The following is a 21618-nucleotide window of genomic DNA, read 5'->3' as shown; positions in this document are numbered from 1 at the left end:
GGAACCTCTTTAGGGCCCACACACCAATGACGGGTAGATGACACGGGTGATACACACGGGCGACACCCACATCGGGTACCAGCAGTACAACTCGCCCGCGCGCCGACGGGACTTTCTCGAGGCGTTTCGAACCGTCGCCGAGGACGCGGTCGCGGCCGACGTTGACGCCGTGATCCACGCCGGCGATCTCTTTCACGACCGCCGGCCGGGACTGGTCGACCTCCAGGGCACCATCGATGTCCTCCGAACGCTCGACGACGCCGACATCCCCTTTCTCGCAATCGTCGGCAACCACGAGGGCAAACGCGACGCACAGTGGCTCGACCTCTTCGCCGACATCGGCCTCGCGACTCGACTCGGACCCTCCCCCGAAGTCGTCGACGGCGTCGCCATCTACGGCCAGGACTTCGTCCCCCGCTCCCGGCGAGACGAACTCGACTACGAGTTCAGTCCGCGCCCGGACGAGGCGACGCACGCGGCGCTGGTGGGCCACGGTCTGTTCGAACCGTTCGCCCACGCGGACTGGGATACCGAACGCATGCTCGAGGAGGCGACCGTCGAGTTCGACGCCGTGCTCCTTGGGGACAATCACGCGCCCGAAACCGCGGACGTGCTCGATACCTGGGTCACGTACTGCGGGTCGACCGAACGTGCGAGCGCCAGCGAGCGCGAGGCGCGGGGATACAATCTGGTCGAGTTCGGTGGCGAGGCCGCCGGGAACGACGAGGACGACGGCGTCGCCATCAGCCGCCGCGCGCTCACCGACACCCGCGAGTTCGTCTTCGTCGACGTTGAACTCGAGGCGGACGAAGGCATCGACCGCGTGCAAGAACGCGTCCGCCAGCACGAGCACGATGTCGAGGACGCCGTCGTCATCGTGACGGTCGAGGGCGAGGGTCGCCCGATCACCCCGGCCGCCGTCGAAGAACTCGCGCTCGACCGCGGTGCGCTCGTGGCCCGGATGAACGACCGGCGGGAGCTGCCGGACGAAACCGAGGAGGTGACGGTGAGTTTCGCCGATCCCGACGCCGCCGTGCGAGAGCGGGTCCGGGAACTGGGACTCAGCGACGCCGCCCTCGGTATCGACGAGACGGTTCGCAACGACGAGTTGCCGAACTCGAACGTTCGCGAGACGGTCGAGCGCCGCGTCCGTGACCTTCTCGAGGACGATCGGGCCGCGTTCGATCCAGTCCCGGACTGCGAGCCTGCAGACGAGGACGTGACGACGGTTGCGGATCAATTCGGGGATACCGACGCGGCGTCCATCGCAGCGACAGCCAGCGACGAAGGCGAAGGGGAAGAAGAAGGAGAACGGAAAGGGGCGAGCGAACCCGCCGGGACCGAGGGTACTGCGGCGACGACCGAGGACGGCAGTCGGGCGGACGGAGACGGGGAAACCGACCACGCCTCACTGGGTGATTTCGCGTGAGAGTCGACCGAATCCGCCTGCTGAACTTCAAGTGCTACGGCGACGCCGATCTCACCCTGCAACGCGGCGTCACCGTCGTCCACGGCGTCAACGGCAGCGGCAAATCGACGCTGCTCGAGGCCGTCTTCTTCGCCCTCTATGGCTCGAAAGCGCTCGACGACCGCACGCTCGACGACGTGATCACGACCGGCGAAGACGAGGCGGAAATCGAACTCTGGTTCACCCACGACAACCGGGAGTACCGCGTCGAGCGCCGACTCAAACTCCGCGGCGATCGGGCGACGACGACGAAGTGCGTCCTCGAAACGCCCGCGGACACCATCGAGGGCGCACGCGACGTGCGACGGACGATCACCGAACTCCTCCGGATGGACGCCGAGGCGTTCGTCAACTGCGCGTACGTCCGCCAGGGCGAGGTCAACAAGCTCATCCACGCCTCGCCGAGCGACCGCCAGGACATGATCGACGATCTACTCCAACTCGGCGCACTCGAGGAGTACCGCGAGCGCGCGAGCGAGGCCCGACTCGGCGTCAAGACCGTCCTCGACGGCCAGCGCGAGGTTCTCGACGATGTCCGCTCGCAGGTCGAACAGAAAGAAGCGCAGGATCTCCACGACACGCTGAACGCCCTCGAAACCGAACGGGACGAACTCGTCGACGAACTCGAGCACTACGAAACCCAGCGTGAACAGGCCGTCGACACGTTAGAGACCGCCCAGGACGTACTCGACCGCCACGAGGAGACTCGCGAGGAGATCGAAACGCTCACCGACGCGATCGACTCGCTCCAGTCGAAGATCAGCGAAACCGAGCGACAACGCGAGACCGCCCAGAACGAGATTCGCGACCGGAAGGAAACCCGCGAGGATCTCGCCGAAGAGCGCGACGACCTGCTCGCCGAACTCGACTGCGACATCGACCCTGCCGGCGACACCGACGGCGACGCCGACGCCGACAACGACGAGACGATCGAGAGCCACATCGCCGACCTCGAAGCCCGCGACGAGGAACTCCAGGACGAACTCGCGGACGTTCGGGCCTCGATCCAGACGAAAACCGAGGAACAGGAACGGCTCCGCGAAGCGGCGGACGATCTCGACGCGCAGGCGGCCGACGCCCGCGAGGACGCCGCCGAGTTCGGCGAGCGACTCGACGACGACGAATCGGAGATCGACGCGCGCGAGGAGAAACTCGCCGACCTCGAAGACGAGATCGAGTCGCTCCGAGAGCGGTTTGCGGACGGAGAGGCGACGGACGACAGCGGCAGCGACAGCGACGGTGACAGCGACAACGACGCCGCAGTCGTGTTCGGCGAGACGCAGGCACGGCTCGACGCACTCGAGACGGAGCGCGAGGAGATCGTCGCCGATCGAAACGACATCACTGCAGACCTCAAGGCGGTCGACAACGCCATCGAGGAGGCGGAAACGTTACTCGAGGCGGGCAAGTGCCCCGAGTGCGGCCAGCCCGTCGAGAACTCGCCCCACGTGGACGTGTTAGACGAAAAACGCGAGGAACGCGCCGAACTCGCGGAGCGCCGCGACGAACTCGAGACGGAACGAGCCGAACTCGACGCGCGTCTCGAAGACCTCGAAGCGCTCCGCGAGGCCGAACGACGCGTCGAACGACTCGAAGACAACCGCGACAACGTCGCGCAACTGCTCGCCGAAAAACGGGCGGCCGTCGCTGAGCGACGCGACCAGCGGGACGCACTTCTCGAGGAGGCTGATGACCTCGAATCCGAGGCGGAATCGAAGCGCGAAGCGGCGGCCGATCTCGAATCCGAAATCGACGAGATCCGGGCGACGCTGGGCGAGATAAACGGCGAACGGAGCGACCTCAAGGAAACGATTCAGACGCTCGAACGCGTGCGCGAAATCGCCGACGAGCGCGCCGAACTCGAGCGGGAGATCCAGACTCGGCGGGATCGTCGGGCCGACTGGCAGGAGATGAACGACGAGCGCCGCGAGACGCTCTCGACGAAACGCGACCGCAAGCGCGACCTCGATTCCGAGTTCGACGAGGACCGCGTTCAAACGGCGCGCGAAGACAAGCAAAACGCCGAGGGCTATATCGATCAGGTCGACGAGAAACTCGACGAACTCGAGGCCGAACGCGACGATCTCCAGGGGAAGATCGGCGGCGTCGAGGAGAAACTCGACGAACTCGAGCGGCTTCGGGATCGCCTCGAGGCCGTCGAGCAGCGGTGTGAAACCCTCGAATCGCTGTACGGCGAGGCCGAAACGCTGCAGACGACCTACGGCGAGTTGCGCTCGGAACTGCGCCAGCGAAACGTCGAGACGCTCGAACGCCTGTTGAACGAGACGTTCGAACTGGTCTACCAGAACGACTCATACGCGGGGATCGACCTCGATGGCGACTACCAGTTGACGGTCTACCAGAAAGACGGTGAGAGCCTCGATCCCGAACAGCTCTCCGGCGGCGAGCGCGCGCTCTTTAACCTCAGCCTGCGGTGTGCTATTTACCGCCTGCTCGCCGAGGGCGTCGAGGGTGCCGCTCCGATGCCCCCGCTCATCCTCGACGAGCCGACCGTCTTCCTTGACTCCGGCCACGTCACGCAACTCGTCTCGCTGGTCGAATCGATGCGCGATCTCGGCGTCGAACAGATCGTCGTCGTCAGCCACGATCGCGAACTCGTCGGCGCGGCGGACTCGCTGGTCCGCGTCGAGAAGGATGCAACGTCGAATCGCTCGCGACTTGAACGCGGCGAGCCGCCCGAAGCGACACTCCTCGCAGCAGAATAACGGCTCTCATAGTTCGCTCTTCGTCTCCCGGCACCGATAAAACCCGATCGGCCACTCGCTACTTGACCGCTACGACTCTCGCGTTTCGAGAGGCGGCTTGCGAACCGAACTCGTGTCGTCCGTCTCGCCCTCCTGGGGCGCGGTGTCCGTCTCCGTACTCGTATCCGCACCGAGTTGGTTACCGGACTCCGAACCCGCATCGACCGCGGTATCGAATCGAATCGTTTCCAGTGCTCGTTCGCCCGTATCCGTAAGCTGATACCCTCGCCGGCCGTCGACCCCGAGTTCAACCTCGGTAAGCAGGCCGGCGCTCGTCAGGACGGTCAATCGGCCGTGGAGATCGCTTTCACAGAGCTCGCATCCGGCGAGTATCGTCCGCACATCGAGCGGCCCCCGGTCTGCGAGTTCAACGAGGAGGCCGAGCGTGGCCTCGTCGTGGACGGTCGTCAGCAGCGTTCGGACGGGGCTGCTGACGACCTCGGCAATCGGTGTGAATTCCTCGTCAGCGTCGACCGAATCGAGGCGGTCGTTCTGAACGTAACACTCGTTGCCGGTCTGTGGGTCCCGAACGAGGCTCGCGTGTTCGGAGCGTTTGAGAAGCAGATATCGTTTGCCGGTGTCATCTTGGACGGTTGTCATGGTCTGTCAGAGTCGTCCGGTATCCGTTGTTCGGGACCATCCCCTGAAGTACTTTTGCCAGCGTCAGTATTCCTGGCTGCCCCGTCGCTGCTTGCGGGGTCTTGCTCCGAGTCGCCGGCTGTCTCGCCGTCGTGCGTGAACTCGTCGCTGCGGGCCTGGTAGGACCGGTATCGACGGTAGGCGAACCCGAAGAGAACGACGCCACCGATGACGAGTCCGACGCCATGGGCCGAGACCCCCTCGAAAAGCAAGAAGAGGAGGCCGAGCGAGAGCGCGAGAACGGCAGCGTTGATCACCAGGACGAGTCCCCAGAAGATGTTGAGGAGTTCCGATGGAACGTCGGACTCGGTCGTCGAGACCTCCGGAATGGGAATCGAGTCGAGTTCGTGATCGGCGACGAGGTCATCGTGGAGCGTTGACCCGGCGTCTTCGGTTTCGACCGCCGGGATCGTCAACGAATCGCTCTCGGGATCGGTGAACTCGGCTTCGGGGTCCCACTCCTCGGTAGGATCGAGTGACGACTCGCTCTCGTGTAGCCGGGAGTGTTCGTTCTCGTCCGCTGTTATGTACCGGTCCCCGCTCTTCTCGCTGTCTTCGTGTGTACGCTCGGAGTTCCCGGGAGTCCGATCGGATACCACAGGTGGGCAGAAGACGAGCACCCGCAAAAGGATTCGCGTTCGTCGGTCGCAGTTGGAGCCATGTTCATCAGTCGCAGTTGTAGCCGCATTCGTCGGTTGCAGTTGTGATACGTGGTTCTGATCAGGTTGCAGGTCGCAGGTTACAGTTCACGAGTTGCAATTCGCGGGTTGCAGGCCACAGGTCATCGGTTGCAGACCATGGCTTGTCACACGGTCGAACGCACCCGCGCCGTCTTTCGATCAGACGGCACGTCCGCGTTCAGGCGACCTCCGTGAGCACCAATGTCCGGGAGGTTTCGACCCACGCGAGCGGGTTCTGGGCATCGAAGAAGACGACGCCGTCGTCAGTCTCGTAGGATTCGATCGTCGGGGACTCTACAGCGGAACTACGATCCGTCACGTCGTCGGTAGCAGTTGACATCTCGGTCACCCGAGTTCTTGGTATGTGTTACCACATTATATGTCTTTTTACCGCTGCAATATCACGTTGGGGCGGGGACCAACAAAATCGGTAGCGGCGCTACGCACGGACCCACAGGTACCCGTCTCCAGGTGGCGACGGAGCGGCGTGGATTGCAGGGGTTTTTATTCACCGGCTACAAAGCCCGATACCATGACTGAGGCGGGCCAGACCGGACTCACGGAGTTCTCAGAGGAGTCCGCAACGCGGCCGGACGAAGAGGCAGTCGCCGTCGCGGGCAACGGAGGAACCACCACGACCGAGGTGGTAGACGTCGTCGAGGAAACCCTCCCCGAACCCGACGGTGAACTCGAACTCGCGGTGATGCAGGTCGATTACACGATCGCCGGCTACGGCGACGAGGAACGGCCGATCATGCACGTCTTCGGGCGGACGACCGAGAACGAACTCGAACACGTTCAGTTCGTCGGCTTCCGACCGTACTTCTACGCGCCAACCGAGACCCTCGACCGCCCGCCCGCGGAACAGTACGATCGACTCACGGGCAGCGAAACCGAAGACGAGAACGGCGAGCCCTACGAGAGCATCCGCGGCGAGCGACTTACGAAAATCTTCGGCCAGACGCCCCGCGACGTGGGGCAGATCAGGGACGATTTCGAGCACTACGAGGCCGACATCCTGTTCCCGAACCGGTTTCTCATCGACAAGGACGTCCGCAGCGGGATTCGCATCCCCGAGCGCCGAGCGGAGGACGGTTCGCTCGTCGTCCCCCACGACGAGGTCGCGGCCGTCGACGTCGACGCCGATCCGCGCGTCTGTATGTTCGACATCGAGGTCGAGGACCGCCACGGCTTCCCCGAAGACGGCGAAGAGAAAATCCTCTGTCTCACCAGCCACGATTCCTACCGCGACGAGTACGTCATGTGGATCTGCGAAGCCGACGCGGGCGACGGTGAGATCCCCGAAGCGATCGAGGAGTACGACCCGATCGAGGGCGGGATCGACCACGCGATCCGGAGCTTCGAGACAGAGGAGGCAATGCTCGAGGCGTTCATCGAGTACGTCTCCGAAACGGACCCCGACGTGCTCACCGGCTGGAACTTCGAGGACTTCGACGCGCCGTATTTCCTCGACCGACTCGAAGAACTCCAGGGCTCACACCACGAGTTCGATCTCTCGACCGACCGCCTCTCGCGCGTCGACGAGGTCTGGCGAAGCGGCTGGGGCGGCCCGGATATCAAGGGCCGAGTCGTCTTCGACTTGCTCTATGGCTACCAGCGGATGGTCTTCTCCGAACTCGATTCCTACCGGCTCGACGCGGTCGGCGAAGCCGAGTTAGGGGTCGGCAAGGAGCGCTACGCCGGCGACATCGGCGACCTCTGGGAGGACGACCCCACGCAACTGCTCGAATACAACCTCCGGGACGTGGAACTCTGCGTCGAACTCGACCGTCAGCAGGAGATCATCCCGTTCTGGGACGAGGTGCGCTCGTTCGTCGGCTGTAAACTCGAGGACGCGCCGACGCCCGGTGACGCGGTCGACATGTACGTCCTCCACCAGGCCTACGGCCAGTTCGCGCTACCCTCGAAGGGTCAACAGGAGGCCGGCGAGGAGTACGAGGGCGGCGCGGTCTTTGAACCGATCACAGGCGTCAAGGAGAACGTCACCGTGCTCGACCTGAAGTCGCTGTACCCGATGTGCATGACGACGATCAACGCGTCGCCGGAGACGAGGGTCGACCCCGACACCTACGACGGCGAGACCTACGTCGCACCCACCGGGACCCACTTCCGAAAGGAACCCGACGGCGTAAACCGGGAGATGATCACCGAACTCCTCGCCGAGCGCGAGGAGAAAAAGGCGCTGCGAAACGAGCACGAACCCGGCACGCCCGAGTACGAACAGTACGACCGCCAGCAGGGCGCGGTGAAAGTCATCATGAACTCGCTCTACGGCGTCTCCGGCTGGGAGCAGTTCCGACTCTACGACAAGGAAGCGGCCTCGGCGATCACCGCAACCGGCCGCGAAGTGATCGAGTTCACCGAGACTGCCGCAGACGAACTGGACTATCAGGTTGCCTACGGAGACACCGACTCGGTCATGCTCGAACTCGGTCCGGACGTGTCCAAGGCGGACGCGCTCGAGCAATCCTTCGACATCGAGGAGTACATCAACGGCCGCTACGACGACTTCGCCCGGAAGGACCTGAACGCCGAGGAGCACCGCTTCCAGATCGAGTTCGAGAAACTCTACCGGCGCTTCTTCCAGGCCGGCAAGAAGAAACGCTACGCCGGCCACATCATCTGGAAGGAAGGCAAGGACGTCGACGACATCGACATCACCGGCTTCGAGTACAAACGCTCGGACATCGCCCCGATTACGAAGGAGGTCCAGCATCGTGTCATCGAGATGATCGTCCGCGAGGGCGATATTGAGGGGGCGAAAGAGTACGTCAACGGCATCATCGAAGACGTCCGCGCGGGTGCGGTCTCGCCCGAGGAAATCGCCATCCCCGGCGGCATCGGCAAGCGACTGGACAACTACGACACCGATACGGCCCAGGTTCGCGGCGCGAAGTACGCCAACCGACTCCTCGGTACCAACTTCCAGCGCGGCAGCAAGCCGAAACGGCTCTACCTCGATCGGGTCGATCCCACTTTCTTCGAAGCACTCGAAGCCGAGGAGGGACTCGACGCGCGAACCGATCCTGTCTACGGCGCGTTCAAGCGCGACCCCGACGTGATCTGTTTCGAGTACGAGGATCAACTTCCCGAGGCGTTCGAGATCGACTACGACACGATGTTAGAGAAGACGCTGAAGGGGCCGATCGAGCGAATTCTCGAGGCGCTCGGCGTCTCCTGGGAGGAAGTAAAGAGCGGTCAGGAGCAGAAGGGACTGGACAGTTTCATGTGACCGTCCCGGGCGGCACACGTCACCGTTGCCCGACACGCGTTCTGCCGGTTGTTTTGAACTCCGTAGAGGGTATCGTACGCCGCCGCTCACGAGAGTGATCGTATCCGTCTATAACGATTAATCGACGAATAGATTTGCAACAGTGTTTGAATAGTCGTTGGAACCAATCGTCAGATCAAGCAAAATATTTATTACATTGACATCTATTAGAAATGAGTATGGTTTCTTCCCGCCGCATCCACACGCTCCCTGCAGCGTGGCGATTTGCGCTCATCGGTGCGCTGGCCTCGCTACCCGTCACCGCCGTACTGGAGTGGCTGCCAAATTCGGAGGCGACCATCGGCGGCGGGATCATGATAATCGGAGCGTTCATCGCAGGAGTCGTCGCTGCACTCCGCTCGTCAGACCCGAGTGCTGCTGGACTTCGCGCTGGTTTTCTTGGTAGCACTATCGAACTGTTCGTATTCATCGCGACGGAAGGTACGGCGGCGATATGGTCTCTCCCCAGAGTCGTCTTTTTCGTCTTCATCAGTGGGCTAGTAGTGTGTGCCTCGGTCCTCTTCGGTGTCGGATTCGGTTGTGTCGGCGGTTGGATGGCAAACACCGTTGTCTCTCGAGAGCCGACCAGCGCGAACGAATCATAGCATCATAATACGTCCACGCCAGACCGGTAGCCGGGAACTCTTGTACTGAAAGAATCGGAAGGAACCACAGCAGTAGCGGCTCGTTCTATAACATCCCCTCAGTACGCAATGGCCCCCGGGCACCCCATCGTCCGAGATAGATCATCGGTACGACATCCGTCTGGGTCGATAAGGCACAATAGAGAGCCGCACCAGACGATACATGCCGTTACTGGGCCAAGGTTTAGCCGTCGACATGGTCCCTTCCAATCGGGTTCCGGTCGTCGTGTTACAGCGCCGTGACTACCCCGTTCGGGTGGGGGTGGACTAACGTGCTCGATCCCGTCGTCGCCGGCCGCGCCCAGTTCGCGGTGGCGCTGACGATCCACATCATTTTTGCAGCGCTTTCCGTCGGTCTCGGCCCGTTCCTCGTCTACTTCGTCGTCCAGGAGATCCGAACCGGCGAACAGCGGTACGCCCGACTCCGCGAGTTCTTCACGAAGGTGTTCGCGCTGGGATTCGTGATGGGGACGGTCACGGGGATTCCGCTCGGGTTCATGTTCGGGACGAACTTCGCAGCGTTCTCGACGATCGCGGGCGAGTTGATCGGCGGCCCGCTCTCGTTCGAGGCCAAGATGGCGTTCTTCCTCGAAGCGGCCTTCCTTGGCATCCTGCTCTACGGCCGCGAGCGCGTCCCGGAGTGGTTCTACGCCCTCTCGTCGGGCTTCGTAGCGCTTGGTGCCTGGCTGTCGGCGTTCTGGATCTTGGTCGCGAACGCCTGGATGCAGACGCCGCGGGGCTACGAACTCGTCGAGCGCGGCGGGAGAACCGTCGCCCAGCTCACCGATCCGATGGCGGCGTTTTTCACGCCGCGACTACCGTGGCTGTTCGTCCACATGCAGTCGGCCGCGATCATCTCCGTGACGCTCGTGATCGCCGGCATCGCGGCGTATTTCGTCTACCACAACCGCGACAGTGAGGTCTGGAACACGGCGTTGCGCGCCGCGGTCGTGGTATTGCTGGTCATGTCCGTGTTTCAGGTCTTCCACGGCGACCTCTACGCTCGCCACGTCGCCGACACGCAGCCCCAGAAGTTCGCCGCGATGGAGGCGCAGTACGAAACGTCGACTGGCGCTGATCTCCACGTGATCGCGGTACCGACGAGCCTGGATGCCCTGGACAATCCGCGCGCCGAAAACCTGTTCACAGTCAACATTCCGAACCTGGCGTCGTTCCTGGCGAGCGGGGGTGATCCGTCCGCCGAAATCACCGGCTTGAACGAGTTCAACTACGACTCCCCGCCGGTCGCGCTGGTCTTCTGGTCGTTCCGCATCATGGTCGGGCTCGGGTTCTGGTTCGTCGGCCTCGGCCTCTGGGGTGGCTATCGGCTCCTCCGGGGTGGTATCCGGACCAGCGACCGCTATCTGGTGGCGCTGATGGGCTCCGCGCCGCTCGGATTCACCGCGCTGATAACGGGCTGGTACGTGACCGAGGTCGGCCGCCAGCCGTGGATCATTCAGGGCGTATTGCGAACGTCTGAGGGAGCGACGATCGGCCTCTCCTCGGCCGAAGCGACGCTCTCCCTGCTCGGCGTGGCCGCCGTCTACGGCACGGCGCTCGTGACGTTCTGCTATCTCGTCCGCCAGTACGTCCGGTCGGAACGCGAGCGGTTGCTGCCGCCGACGGCGGGCGACGGCGATTCGGGACCCGACTCCGGCTCGGATTCGGAGGCCGGCCAGCAGGTGGTGGGTTCAGATGACTGAACTCGTCTCCACGGCAGCCGTCCAGTATCCCGTCGAATCGCTTCCCGAACTCTGGTTCGCGTTCGTCTTTGCCGTCCTCGGCGCGTACCTGCTGCTCGACGGCTTCGATTTCGGCGTCGGCATGCTCTACGCCCAGGCGGACGGCGATGAGCGAGAGACGATGCACGCCGCGTTCGGTCCGGTCTGGAAGGCCAACGAGGTGTGGCTCGTCCTGTTCGGGACCGTCCTCTTCGCCGCGTTTCCGGCCGTCTACGCGAATCTCCTCTCGCGGCACTACCTGTTGATCTTCGCGATTCTTGCCGCGCTCGTCCTTCGGGGCATCGGCTCGAAGCTCCGCGAGGAACGCGATTCGGACCGCTGGCACCGCGTCTGTGACCGCTCGTTCGTCGCCGGCAGTACGCTCGCGCCCTTTTTCCTCGGGATGCTCGTCGCGAACTGGCGGTTCGGACTCGAATCGACGGTTAACGGGACCGCGATCGCCGTCGGCCTCCTCCTCGTAACGCTCTCGATCGTCCTCGGCGCGTCGTTCCTGACGATCAAGACCCGCGGCGACCTCCGGCGGACGATGCGCCGGTACGGCCGCCTCGGATCGGTCGGCTACGTCGCCGTCTCGCTCGCGACGATCGGCTATATCGCCCTCGCCAAACCAGGCGGGTCGCCGGTGCCGTCGACCGCTGAAACGGCCGTCGCCGTCGGCGGAACGATCGCGTTCGCGGCGCTTGGTATCGTCGCAAACCGCCGGCGGCGGGACTACGGCTGGGCGCTCTCGGTCGCGGGACTGGCGCTCGTCTTCGTTGGCTATCTCGCCTGGACGATGCGCCCGTTCATCGACCCGGCCGCCGCACTGTCGATCCGCGAAGCCGTCGTCAGCCCGGTCGCCCTCGAGGTGAACTCGATCGTCGCCGTCACGTTCGTCCCGCTCATCATCGGCTACTTCGTGCTGCTGTATTCGGTCTTTAGCGGCCCGGCGACCGCGGGTGACTACTGAGCCATCTCGCTTCTTTCGGGGCTTTCGACCCGACTTTCGACCGTTACACCCGTCTCGATTTCTCGATCAGCCCCTCAGTCAAAGTACGCACTCACGAAATATCGGTTTTCGTAATCGGAAAATATTCTACCGAATTCACCACCGTATACAGTTGGATACGAAACCGTTATCAGTCGGACGACCCACGATTCACACGACAGAGTACTATGGCACGCCTCGAACTATCCAACCTGCACGCAGAAGTAGCAGATGGCGACGAGAAGATCCTCGAGGGCGTCGACCTCGAGGTCGAATCTGGCGAAATCCACGCCCTGATGGGACCGAACGGCTCCGGGAAGTCGACGACCGCGAAGGTCATCGCCGGCCACCCCGCCTACGAGGTCACCGAGGGCGAAGTCCTGCTCCACATCGAGGACGACGAGTTCGGCGAGGACATCGAGATCGACGAGGACCAGCGCACCTGGAACCTGCTCGACCTCGAGCCTAACGAGCGCGCCGCGCTCGGCATCTTCCTCGGCTTCCAGTATCCCGCCGAGATCGAGGGCGTCACGATGACGAACTTCCTGCGAACGGCACTCAACGCCAAGATCGAAGAGCGCGAAGAACTCTTCGAGGAAGACGAGGACGGCGACGAGACTGAGGACGAAGACGAGGGCTTCGAATCCTCGCCGATGGAAGGCCCCGCGGACGAGGGCGAAATCGGCGTCGCCGAGTTCCAGAAAATCCTTCAGGAGAAGATGGAACAGCTCGAGATGGACGAACGCTTCGCCCAGCGGTACCTCAACGCCGGCTTCTCCGGCGGCGAGAAGAAGCAAAACGAGGTCCTGCAGGCAGCCATCCTCGAGCCGTCGATCGCCGTCCTCGACGAGATCGACTCCGGGCTCGACATCGACCGCCTTCAGGACGTTTCAGCCGGCATCAACGCGCTGCGCGACGAGCAGGGAACCGGTATTCTCCAGATCACCCACTACCAGCGCATCCTCGACTACGTCGAGCCGGACCACGTCCACGTCATGCTCGACGGCGAGATCGCAAAGAGCGGCGACGCCTCGCTGGCGGAAGAACTCGAGGACAAGGGGTACGACTGGGTCCGCGAAGAGGTCTACGGCACCGCGTAACCGGATTTAGCTAGAACAACCGTAATAACGCTACAGCCGTAAACACGACTACATACAAACCATGAGTTCAGAACAAGATCACCTCAAAGAAACTGACACCGAGGCGCGGTTCGAGTTCAAGAAAGAACAGAACGCCGCCGTCAAGTCCGACAAGGGGCTGACCGAGGAGATTATTCGAATGATCTCCGAGGACAAGGACGAGCCCGACTGGATGTTAGAGCGGCGGCTCCGCGCGCTCAAGCAGTACCAGAATATGCCGATGCCGACGGACTGGCCGGGGCAGCCGGACCTGACCCAGCTGGACGTCGAGGAGATCGTTCCCTACATCCGCCCGGACGTCGACCAGCGCGAAGGCGTCGACGACTGGACCGACCTCCCCGACGAGATCAAGGACACCTTCGACAAACTGGGCATCCCGGAAGCCGAGAAGAACGCCCTCTCGGGCGTCGGTGCCCAGTACGAGTCCGAGGTCGTCTACCAGAACATGCAAGAGCAGTGGGAGGAGAAGGGCGTCATCTTCTGCAACATGGACAAGGCCGTCCAGGAACACCCCGAGCTCGTCAAAGAGCACTTCATGACGACCTGCGTGCCGCCGAGCGACAACAAGTTCGCCGCGCTGCACGGGGCCGTCTGGTCGGGCGGCTCGTTCGTCTACGTCCCCGAGGACGTCACCGTCGAGATGCCGGTGCAGGCGTACTTCCGGATGAACTCGGAAGGGATGGGCCAGTTCGAGCACACGCTCATCATCGCCGAGGAAGGGGCGGAAGTCCACTACATCGAGGGCTGTTCGGCACCGAAGTACGGCACCCACAACCTCCACAGCGGCGGCGTGGAAGTCTTCGTCGGCGAAGACGCTCACGTGCAGTACTCCACGGTGCAGAACTGGTCGAAAAACACCTTCAACCTGAACACCAAGCGCGCCATCTGCGAAGAAAACGGCACGATGGAGTGGGTCTCCGGCAGCATGGGCTCGAAAGCGACCATGCTCTATCCGTGTACGATCCTCAAGGGTCGCGGCGCGACGGACACCCACATCACCATCGCCTTCGCGGGCGAGGGCCAGGACATCGACACCGGCGCGAAGGTCTACCACAACGCGCCCGAGACGAGTTCGACGATCGAGTCCAAGTCGATCTCCAAGGACGGCGGCCGCACCAACTATCGTGGCCTCGTCCACATCGCCGACGGCGCCGAAAATTCGAGCACCGCCGTCGAGTGTGACGCGCTAATGTTCGACAACGAGTCCACGTCGGACACCATGCCGTACATGGAAATCGAGGAATCGAAGGTCGACGTCGCTCACGAGGCGACCGTCGGCAAGATCGGCGACGAAGACATCTTCTACCTCCAGAGCCGCGGACTGGACGACGACGACGCCAAGAAGATGATCGTCGCCGGCTTCATCGAGCCGATCACGGAGGAACTGCCGATCGAGTACGCGGTCGAACTCAACCGCCTCATCGAACTCGAGATGGAGGGGAGTCTCGGATAATATGAGCACGCAGGTACACGCTAATCTGACGGAAGAACAGGTCCGCCAAATCAGCGGGGAGTTGGACGAGCCCGAGTGGCTCACAGAGACCCGCCTCGAGGCCCTCGACGCGCTCGCCGACCTCGAGATGCCCGACGTCATCCGAACGCCGGGTCGGGACTGGACGAATCTCCACGAACTCGACTTCGAGTCGTTCGTCGACCCGCTGAACGCCGCCGAGGACAAGGATCAGGTCGGGCCGGCCGACGCCGAGGTCCTCTCCTGGGCCGAGGCCGTCGCCGAACACGAGGACCTCCTGCAGGAGCACTTCGGCTCCGTCGTTGACCTCCAGGAGAACTACCTGACGGCGCTCTCGACGGCGCTGTTTAGCACCGGGACCGTCGTCTACGTCCCCGAGGGCGTCGACGCCGAGGACGTGACGATCCGAACCGAACAGAACTCGCAGTCGCTGTTCAACTACACGCTCGTCGTCACCGAGGAATCGAGTTCGGTTACGATCCTCGAACGGCAGTCGACGGGCCAAGAACAGGACGAACAGTACTACAGCGGCGTCGTCGAGGTCGTCGCCGGCGAGAACAGTTCGGTTCAGTACGGCAGTCTCCAGAACCTCTCGGAGGAGGCCTACAACTTCACCGTCAAGCGCGGTGACGCCGGCACCTACGCCACGATCGACTGGATCGAGGCGAACCTCGGGACGCAACTGACCAAGACCGAGGTCTCGACCGAACTCAACGGCGAGAGTTCGGAGACGCAGATCGTCGGTGCGTTCTACGGGCACAACGACCAGCACTTCGACCTCGACGCGAAGGTCTGGCACCGCGCGGAGCACACGACGGCCGACCTCGTCACCCGCGGGGTCACCGACGACATCGCCCGCTCGGTCTACGAGGGCGTCCAGGATGTCGGCAGCGAGGCCTGGGACACGAGTTCGTATCAGCGCGAGAATACGCTGATGCTAAGTGACGAGTCCGAGGCCGATGCCTCGCCGAAGCTGATCATCAACAACCACGACACCGAGGCCTCCCACAGCGCCACTGTCGGGCAGATCGACCAGGAGGACCTGTTGTACATGACCTCCCGCGGTGTCAACCCGCGTGCCGCGCGGAACATGCTCGTCGAAGGCTTCTTCGTGCCGGTCTTCGAGGAGATCGCGGTCGACGAACTGCGCGAGGACTTAGAGGATCTGATCGCGACGCGACTGCGCACGCGAGACTAACTCGCTGCACCGCTGTTTTTACGTACCAATCGAAGACGGTAGTCGGTTCGGTTCTGGTGGCAGAAGAGAACGGGCAAAGCGATGGAGAGAGCGCGAGTAGGGACGATTAAGTAGCCGCGGCCCTGACGCCGTAGCATGAGTCTGGGACAGCGCGTCTCGAACGACCGGCAACTCACGCGACTCCTCCAGATCGGGGTCGTACTGGAGGAGGTCGTCGAGTCACGCGCCGCCCACCACCTCGAGACCTTACCCCCCGACGAACGGGATGCGGTCGACGGGGAGGTGGAAACGTTACTCGTCGACGCCGCCGAGGAGTCGGCCGACCACCGCGAACGCCTCGAAACACTGATCGACGATCTCGAGGCGGAAACGGTCTCCTACGAGGAGATCAACACCCTCGTCGACGCCCAGTACGGTCCGCCCGAGGATACGGACGGCGTCCTCTACGATCAATTGGCAAACGAGGAGACGGCGTACAAGTTCTACGACGACCTGATCGCCGCGATCGACGCCTCCGAGACCGAGTTCGCAGTCGATCGTGACCGACTGCTCGATACCCTCACGACGATCCGCGAGGAGGAAAAGCAGGGGGCCGAGGAGGTAACCGAAATCATGGAGCGCAGAGCATGATGACGCCGGTAGTTCCGAAAGCGGCGGTTGCAGCATTCGGAACCGGACACGGCACCAGGAACGAAACCCCCGTCCGGTCGCTGTCCGCGACCGACGGCGAGCGCAGTCGAACCGATACCATCACCGCCACGCGTATTAGCGACGGAGGGACGCGATGAACACGGCAGACCAATATCTCAAAGCAATCTACCTCGCACAACGGATCGAAGAGGGCCCTGCCTCGACGGGAACGCTTGCGGACCTGCTCGAAGTCAGCCCGGCAAGCGTCAACGAGATGGTCGGCAAACTCGAAGATCGTGAACTCGTCGAACACGAGAAGTACAAGGGAGCGACCCTGACCGATGAGGGTCTCGAACGCGCTCACAACGCGCTCCAGACCTACTGCATCATCGAACGATTCCTCACCAACGTACTGGAAGTCGACGAGTTCCGCGAGGAAGCCCGCGCGCTCGAGAGCGTGATCGACGATACGGTTGCCGAGCGCCTGGATACGATTATCGACCGCCCGGCACAGTGTCCGGACTGTTTCGACGCCGAGCAGGATCACTGTGAACTGCTCGAGAGTGGCGACCACGCGAAGTAACGGAGTCTCGTTCTCGTCGTTGCGTGTTCGTGGTTCGGGGCGGCAGTCCGTGATGGCGCTCACTCGTTAGCCCGTGTGCCGCTTACAGCAGCAGCGTCGTCGCCGAAGCGGATGTACCGTCGCCCGATGAGCGCTGCGACGACGAGAGCCACGGTGCCGATGAGTATCGTTCCGATCGGCAGTGACCACGTGTCACCGCTCCAGTCGGCCTCGAAAACCGTTGCATAGTAGCTCGCCGCGTCCGATCCGTGGACTGCGAGCAGGACCTCGCGATTGTTCTCGAAGGAGTTCGCGTTCCAGTTGGCGCTGCCGATGATGGCAGTTTCGCGGTCGATGACGATCCCCTTCGCGTGAATCTTCTCGAAGCGATCGGTATCCGCGACGAGTCGAACCTCGATCGGGAGCTCCTCCCGTTCCGCCAGCCGCTCGAGTTCAGTCGCCAGTGCCTCGTTGTCCGCCTCGTTGTACCACGTCGAATCGAGCAGGATGCGAACCGAGACGCCACGGCGGGCGGCGTCGACCGTCGTTTCGAGCAGCGAGAGGTCGCCGTCGATGCTGGCCTGGGTGATGAGAATCTCCTCGTCGGCCTCGGCGAGAAGCGTCTGGACGCGCTGTTCGGCGTTATCGGGCGCGATCAGCAGTTCGGCCGACTCGACGGATCGTCGTTCGGCCTCGTGTGCTGTCGGATACGATGGAGATGGCGATGGCGATGATGACGAAGTGAACTCGTCGTCTTCGTCGATGAACGAGGTATGAGCCGCGTATTCAGCCCCCGGTTCGGTATCCCAGCCGCTGAAGTCGGCTTCGAACACGGTCGCGAGTTCAGTTGCGAGCGTTTCATCCGGTAGCCGAACGCCCCAGCCACGGCTCGACTCGCCGCCGACGCCGGAGGGGTCCCAGTTCTCGGTCGTCACCAGGACCGTGTCGTCGGCGACGGCGTACTTGGGGTGGTGAAAGCGGTAGCGAGCGCCTTCGCCGCCGGTCGCACGGACATCGATCCCGTTCTCGGCCAGCGTCTCGAGTACGGATTCGGTTGCGGCCGGCGTGCCGCCGACGGGGCTGGCTTCGAGGAGGACGGCCACGTCGACGCCGCGGTCGGCTGCAGCGACGAGTTCGGTGGCGACGGATTCGGAGGTGATCGTGTAGCCGGCGAGGAGGAGTCGGTCGTCGGCGTTGCGGATCGTTTCGAGCGCCACGGCTGGCTCGTCGGGGAGGACGAACGTTGTGGCCGTGTCGCCGTCGCTGTGCGAGACGGGGAGACAGGTTGCCTCGTAGGGCCACCACTGCCCGGTTGCGTCGGCGTCAGCGGTGTCCGTAGCGGTGCCAGCGCCGGGGGTGTCGGTGTTGATTCCGGGATCTGCATCTGATCCCGTCTCTGTATCTATATCTGTTCCTGCACCTACCCTTACACCGACACTCTCGGTCCGATACCACCGTTGTGCGGTCGGAGCGCGGTCGTAGGACACCGAATCGAGCACTGTCGACCCGTTTCGCAGTTTGAGGTCGTCGCCGTCGACGGCGAACCGGACGGTCCCCTCGAGTTCGAGTACCGGATCGTCGGTGAGCGATCGAGTCGCGGACGAGTTCGTGGTCAGGGCGATGCGACCGGAGACGGTTTCGTTCGGGAGCGCGGCGGTGGTGTGGCCGTCGGTGAGCGACCAGTTGCCGACGCCGGTATCCGGCGGCGTTTCGAGCACGACGAACTCGCCGACGTTCCCCTGGGTCGTCGGATTCGGTGCGAGTTCGACGAGTCGAGGCCGGGTGACGTTCTGGTCCGTGGCCGTCGAGGGATCCGAACTCGTCGAATCGGACGAAGCGGTCGAAGCGGCAACGGGACAAGCGAGATCCCCGCCGGCAGTGGCACCAGCGGTGTGAGCGGGTCCCGGAGCGCCGCCGGAGACGCCCCACACACCGGCGGAGAGTCCGGTGAGCAGGCTACAACTCACGAGGAGGGCGAGGGCGACCGACCGACGAGTAGACATCACCCGGTTTGGCTGCGTCTTCGTACTTAAACTGTAAGCCTCGGTGAGAAAAACGGAGCGACGGACGTGGGGAACGTGGGGTTAGGCGACCGGTTCGGGATCGGCGTGTTCGGCCTCAGCCTGGACGAGGTACGCCCGGTCGTCGTCGTACTCGGCGACGATTTCGAGCGCGTCGCTCGTTCCGATCCGGTTGAGCGCCCACGCGGCGCTCGCGCGAACTCTGTCCTCCTCGTCGTCCGCGAGCACGTCCGCGAGGGGATCGATCGCGCGGGTATCGCCAATCAGTCCGAGCGCGCGCGCGGCCCAGCTTCGCACGTCGGGGTTGTCGGCGACGAGTTGGTTGGCGAGTGGCTGAACGGCCGCCTCGGCACCGATCTCGCCGAGTGCCCTGAAGGTCGGTTTCTGGAGGGTCGGATTCGAGTCGACGTAGTCGAGCAGGGCATCGACGACATCGTCGTCCGCGACGCCGATCTTGCCGAGGATGCTGATCGCCTGTTCGTCGCGTCGGCCGGCCTTCTGAACCATCGGATCGATGGCCTCCTCGGGGCCCATGCGTTCGAGGGCCTCGAGACAGTGATTCTCCATGTACTCCGACCCCAGGCTCTCGTAGGCCAGCAGGATCATGTCGACGTTGCCGCGCTTCTCGTGAACCTTGAGGGCGTGCCACTCGGGCGGGAAGTCCTTGACGTGGTCGAGCACGTCGTAAAAGCCCTCCCGGCGGAGCTGTTCGCGGACCTCGAGGTCGGTCCACTCCGTCGCGTCGTCGATGGCCGCCTGGAAGTCGTCGGTCGCCTCGAGCAATCCGGCGATCGTCTCCGCATCGTCGTCGGCGTCGAGTTCAGCGTCCTCGACGGCGGCGACGGCATCGTCGAGCGTGCCGGCCAGTCGGTCGGGCGTGTCTGCATCGGCCTCGTCTGTCGATAGCGCGACGGACGAACCCAGAATCTCGTTGAACTCGCCGAGGTAGTCATCGGCGGCGACGAGGAGTTCGTCGCGACCTTCCACGGTCCAGCGCGTGCCCGTGATCGTGCCGCTGGCGTCTTCGATTTCGCCGACCACATCCTCGCCGTAGGGACCGCGCTGCTCCTCCAGCTCGGATTCGAGATCCGAGAGGTCGCTTTCGATCTCGTCGTAGGTCTCCTGGAGTTCCTCCTCGGGTGCGGGTTCGTCGTCCTCGTCTTCTTCCTCCTCGTCCTCCGTCTCCGGCGGCTCGGGAATTTCGACCGCTTCGAGTTCGGTACGGAACGCCTCGAGGTCGGCTTCGACATCGTCGAGATCGTCCTCGGTTTCGGCCGCGTCGAGATCGGTCTCGAGCGTCTCGACCTCGTCGCTGAACTCGTCGAGTTGGGTGCGGATGACTTCGAGATCGGGCGTTTGTTCCGATTCTTCGCCCGCTGGTTCCGCTTCCTGATCGGTCTGGTCCGGTGTGTCGTCCTCGCTCATACTCTCACCGCCCCGGGGGTGGGACGACGCCGACGCGTACCACTGTTCATACGCTACGGTCGTGTCAGGATCGTCCTAAGCGTTTCCATGCGCGGTCGTCCCCTGCTGGGGAGTCTCCTCGCGCCAGTAGAACCAGGGGCTGAGCGTCATGTAGGCGAGTCCGAGCGTCAAGAGGGCATAGGGGAACGTGCGGCCAGCGAAGTTCGGGATCAAGATCGCGAGGACGTGGACGACGCCCATGATAGCGGCGTCGCGGGCGAGCAGGTCGGGGTAGCTGATCCGCGAGACCATCAGGTAACAGAACGCGCCCGTCACGGCGAGGACGAGCCAGGGGTTGGCGACGCCGGCGAGGATCGCCGCGCCGAGGACGGTCGCCGCGAGGGTCGTCTGGATGCCTTCGGTGTAGTTGACGGCGGTATCGTAGGCCGTGTACAGACCGAGTCGAGCGACGGCCATGGCGACGAACAGCGCACAGACGCCGGAGACGAGCAGGAGTTCACCAGTCACGGTCTCGTACGAGATGTCGAGCCCGCCCGTGATGACGACGAACGCGAGGGTGGCCGGAGCGACGGCGAAGGAGGCGACGTCGGCGAGGGAGTCGAGGTAGGGGCCGGCATCGGTGCCGCCGTAGCGGCGAGCCAGGATGCCGTCGAGACCGTCGGCGACGGCGGCGAGCAGGATGAGTCGGGCGGCGAGGTCGATGTCGACGAAGGCGACGACGACGGCGACGAACCCCAGGGCGGCATTGGCGATCGTCACCGCGTCGGCGACGCCCAGTCGCCCGACGAACCGGGGGAGCATACTCGCGGATTCGGCGGGCGTGTACCTTACGTGTTTTCGTTTCATGATGACAGGGCGATATGGGGGCGGTGGGTATGGGAGTTGGCGGATATGTCGGTGGGTATGGGAGTTGGCGGATATGTCGGTGGGTATGGGAGTTGGCGGATATGTCGGTGGGTATGGGAGTTGGCGGAT

The 21618-nt window shown here is 63.5% G+C and carries 18 protein-coding genes; 12 read left to right on the top strand and 6 right to left on the bottom strand.

Annotated elements, in window-relative coordinates; genetic code table 11:
- Positions 1-37: 37 nt before the first annotated feature.
- Positions 38-1429, top strand: a complete 1392-nt coding sequence (gene mre11, locus SM755_RS01945; protein ID WP_323171218.1) for a DNA double-strand break repair protein Mre11 — start codon at positions 38-40, stop codon at positions 1427-1429.
- The gene (rad50, locus tag SM755_RS01940) at positions 1426-4194 is read left to right on the top strand and encodes a DNA double-strand break repair ATPase Rad50 (RefSeq protein WP_323171217.1); all 2769 of its coding nucleotides are present in this window, start codon (positions 1426-1428) and stop codon (positions 4192-4194) included. The genes mre11 and rad50 overlap by 4 nt, the downstream gene beginning before the upstream one ends.
- Positions 4195-4263: 69 nt before the next feature.
- On the opposite strand, the gene SM755_RS01935 is transcribed toward rad50, so the two are convergent.
- The 3 genes from SM755_RS01935 to SM755_RS01925 all read right to left on the bottom strand — a co-directional run bounded on the left by SM755_RS01935 (position 4264) and on the right by SM755_RS01925 (position 5892).
- Positions 4264-4833 carry a hypothetical protein gene (locus SM755_RS01935; protein WP_323171216.1) on the bottom strand — a complete coding sequence of 190 codons (570 nt, stop codon included), beginning with the start codon at positions 4831-4833 and terminating at the stop codon, positions 4264-4266.
- On the bottom strand, positions 4830-5471 hold the full coding sequence (locus tag SM755_RS01930; RefSeq protein WP_323171215.1) for a hypothetical protein: 642 nt from the start codon (positions 5469-5471) through the stop codon (positions 4830-4832). The genes SM755_RS01935 and SM755_RS01930 overlap by 4 nt, the downstream gene beginning before the upstream one ends.
- Positions 5472-5730: 259 nt before the next feature.
- Positions 5731-5892 carry a hypothetical protein gene (locus SM755_RS01925; RefSeq protein WP_006664419.1) on the bottom strand — a complete coding sequence of 54 codons (162 nt, stop codon included), beginning with the start codon at positions 5890-5892 and terminating at the stop codon, positions 5731-5733.
- Positions 5893-6084: 192 nt separating this feature from the next.
- On the opposite strand from SM755_RS01925, the gene SM755_RS01920 reads away from it, so the two are divergent.
- From SM755_RS01920 to SM755_RS01875, 10 genes are all read left to right on the top strand, one after another.
- Positions 6085-8805, top strand: coding sequence for a DNA-directed DNA polymerase (locus SM755_RS01920; RefSeq protein ID WP_323171214.1), 2721 nt, complete (start codon positions 6085-6087; stop codon positions 8803-8805).
- Between the two features lie 212 nt (positions 8806-9017).
- Positions 9018-9449: a DUF5518 domain-containing protein gene (locus SM755_RS01915; protein ID WP_369335235.1), complete on the top strand. Its 432-nt coding sequence runs from the start codon at positions 9018-9020 to the stop codon at positions 9447-9449.
- 311 nt (positions 9450-9760) lie between these two features.
- Complete coding sequence (locus tag SM755_RS01910) at positions 9761-11191, top strand: cytochrome ubiquinol oxidase subunit I (protein ID WP_006664421.1); 1431 nt, start codon at positions 9761-9763, stop codon at positions 11189-11191.
- Positions 11184-12179: a cytochrome d ubiquinol oxidase subunit II gene (locus SM755_RS01905; RefSeq protein WP_323171212.1), complete on the top strand. Its 996-nt coding sequence runs from the start codon at positions 11184-11186 to the stop codon at positions 12177-12179. The genes SM755_RS01910 and SM755_RS01905 overlap by 8 nt, the downstream gene beginning before the upstream one ends.
- Before the next feature lie 206 nt (positions 12180-12385).
- Entirely contained in the window at positions 12386-13297 is a 912-nt protein-coding gene (locus SM755_RS01900; RefSeq protein WP_323171211.1) for an ABC transporter ATP-binding protein, read from the top strand.
- A 61-nt stretch (positions 13298-13358) separates the two neighbouring features.
- Positions 13359-14789 carry a Fe-S cluster assembly protein SufB gene (gene sufB / locus SM755_RS01895; RefSeq protein ID WP_006664424.1) on the top strand — a complete coding sequence of 477 codons (1431 nt, stop codon included), beginning with the start codon at positions 13359-13361 and terminating at the stop codon, positions 14787-14789.
- Between the two features lies 1 nt (position 14790).
- Positions 14791-16005 carry a Fe-S cluster assembly protein SufD gene (gene sufD / locus SM755_RS01890; RefSeq protein WP_323171210.1) on the top strand — a complete coding sequence of 405 codons (1215 nt, stop codon included), beginning with the start codon at positions 14791-14793 and terminating at the stop codon, positions 16003-16005.
- 135 nt (positions 16006-16140) lie between these two features.
- Complete coding sequence (locus tag SM755_RS01885; protein WP_323171209.1) at positions 16141-16635, top strand: ferritin-like domain-containing protein; 495 nt, start codon at positions 16141-16143, stop codon at positions 16633-16635.
- Entirely contained in the window at positions 16632-16793 is a 162-nt protein-coding gene (locus tag SM755_RS01880) for a hypothetical protein (RefSeq protein WP_323171208.1), read from the top strand. The genes SM755_RS01885 and SM755_RS01880 overlap by 4 nt, the downstream gene beginning before the upstream one ends.
- A complete protein-coding gene (locus SM755_RS01875; protein ID WP_006109917.1) occupies positions 16790-17218 on the top strand; it encodes a metal-dependent transcriptional regulator in 429 nt (142 codons plus the stop codon). The genes SM755_RS01880 and SM755_RS01875 overlap by 4 nt, the downstream gene beginning before the upstream one ends.
- 59 nt (positions 17219-17277) lie before the next feature.
- Here SM755_RS01875 and SM755_RS01870 read toward each other — a convergent pair whose 3' ends face one another.
- The 3 genes from SM755_RS01870 to SM755_RS01860 form a co-directional block, all read right to left on the bottom strand.
- On the bottom strand, positions 17278-19200 hold the full coding sequence (locus tag SM755_RS01870) for a phospholipase D-like domain-containing protein (RefSeq protein ID WP_323171207.1): 1923 nt from the start codon (positions 19198-19200) through the stop codon (positions 17278-17280).
- A gap of 81 nt (positions 19201-19281) precedes the next feature.
- Positions 19282-20643, bottom strand: a complete 1362-nt coding sequence (locus tag SM755_RS01865; protein ID WP_323171206.1) for a HEAT repeat domain-containing protein — start codon at positions 20641-20643, stop codon at positions 19282-19284.
- 75 nt (positions 20644-20718) lie between these two features.
- A complete protein-coding gene (locus SM755_RS01860; RefSeq protein WP_006825492.1) occupies positions 20719-21444 on the bottom strand; it encodes a protein sorting system archaetidylserine synthase in 726 nt (241 codons plus the stop codon).
- Between the last annotated feature and the right edge of the window lie 174 nt (positions 21445-21618).

The organism is Natrialba sp. PRR66 (genome assembly GCF_034808065.1).
GTDB classification, from domain to species: Archaea; Halobacteriota; Halobacteria; order Halobacteriales; family Natrialbaceae; genus Natrialba; species Natrialba aegyptia.
The sequence above is the reverse complement of the archived record's forward strand: the minus strand, read 5'-3'. Positions and strand labels throughout refer to the sequence as shown.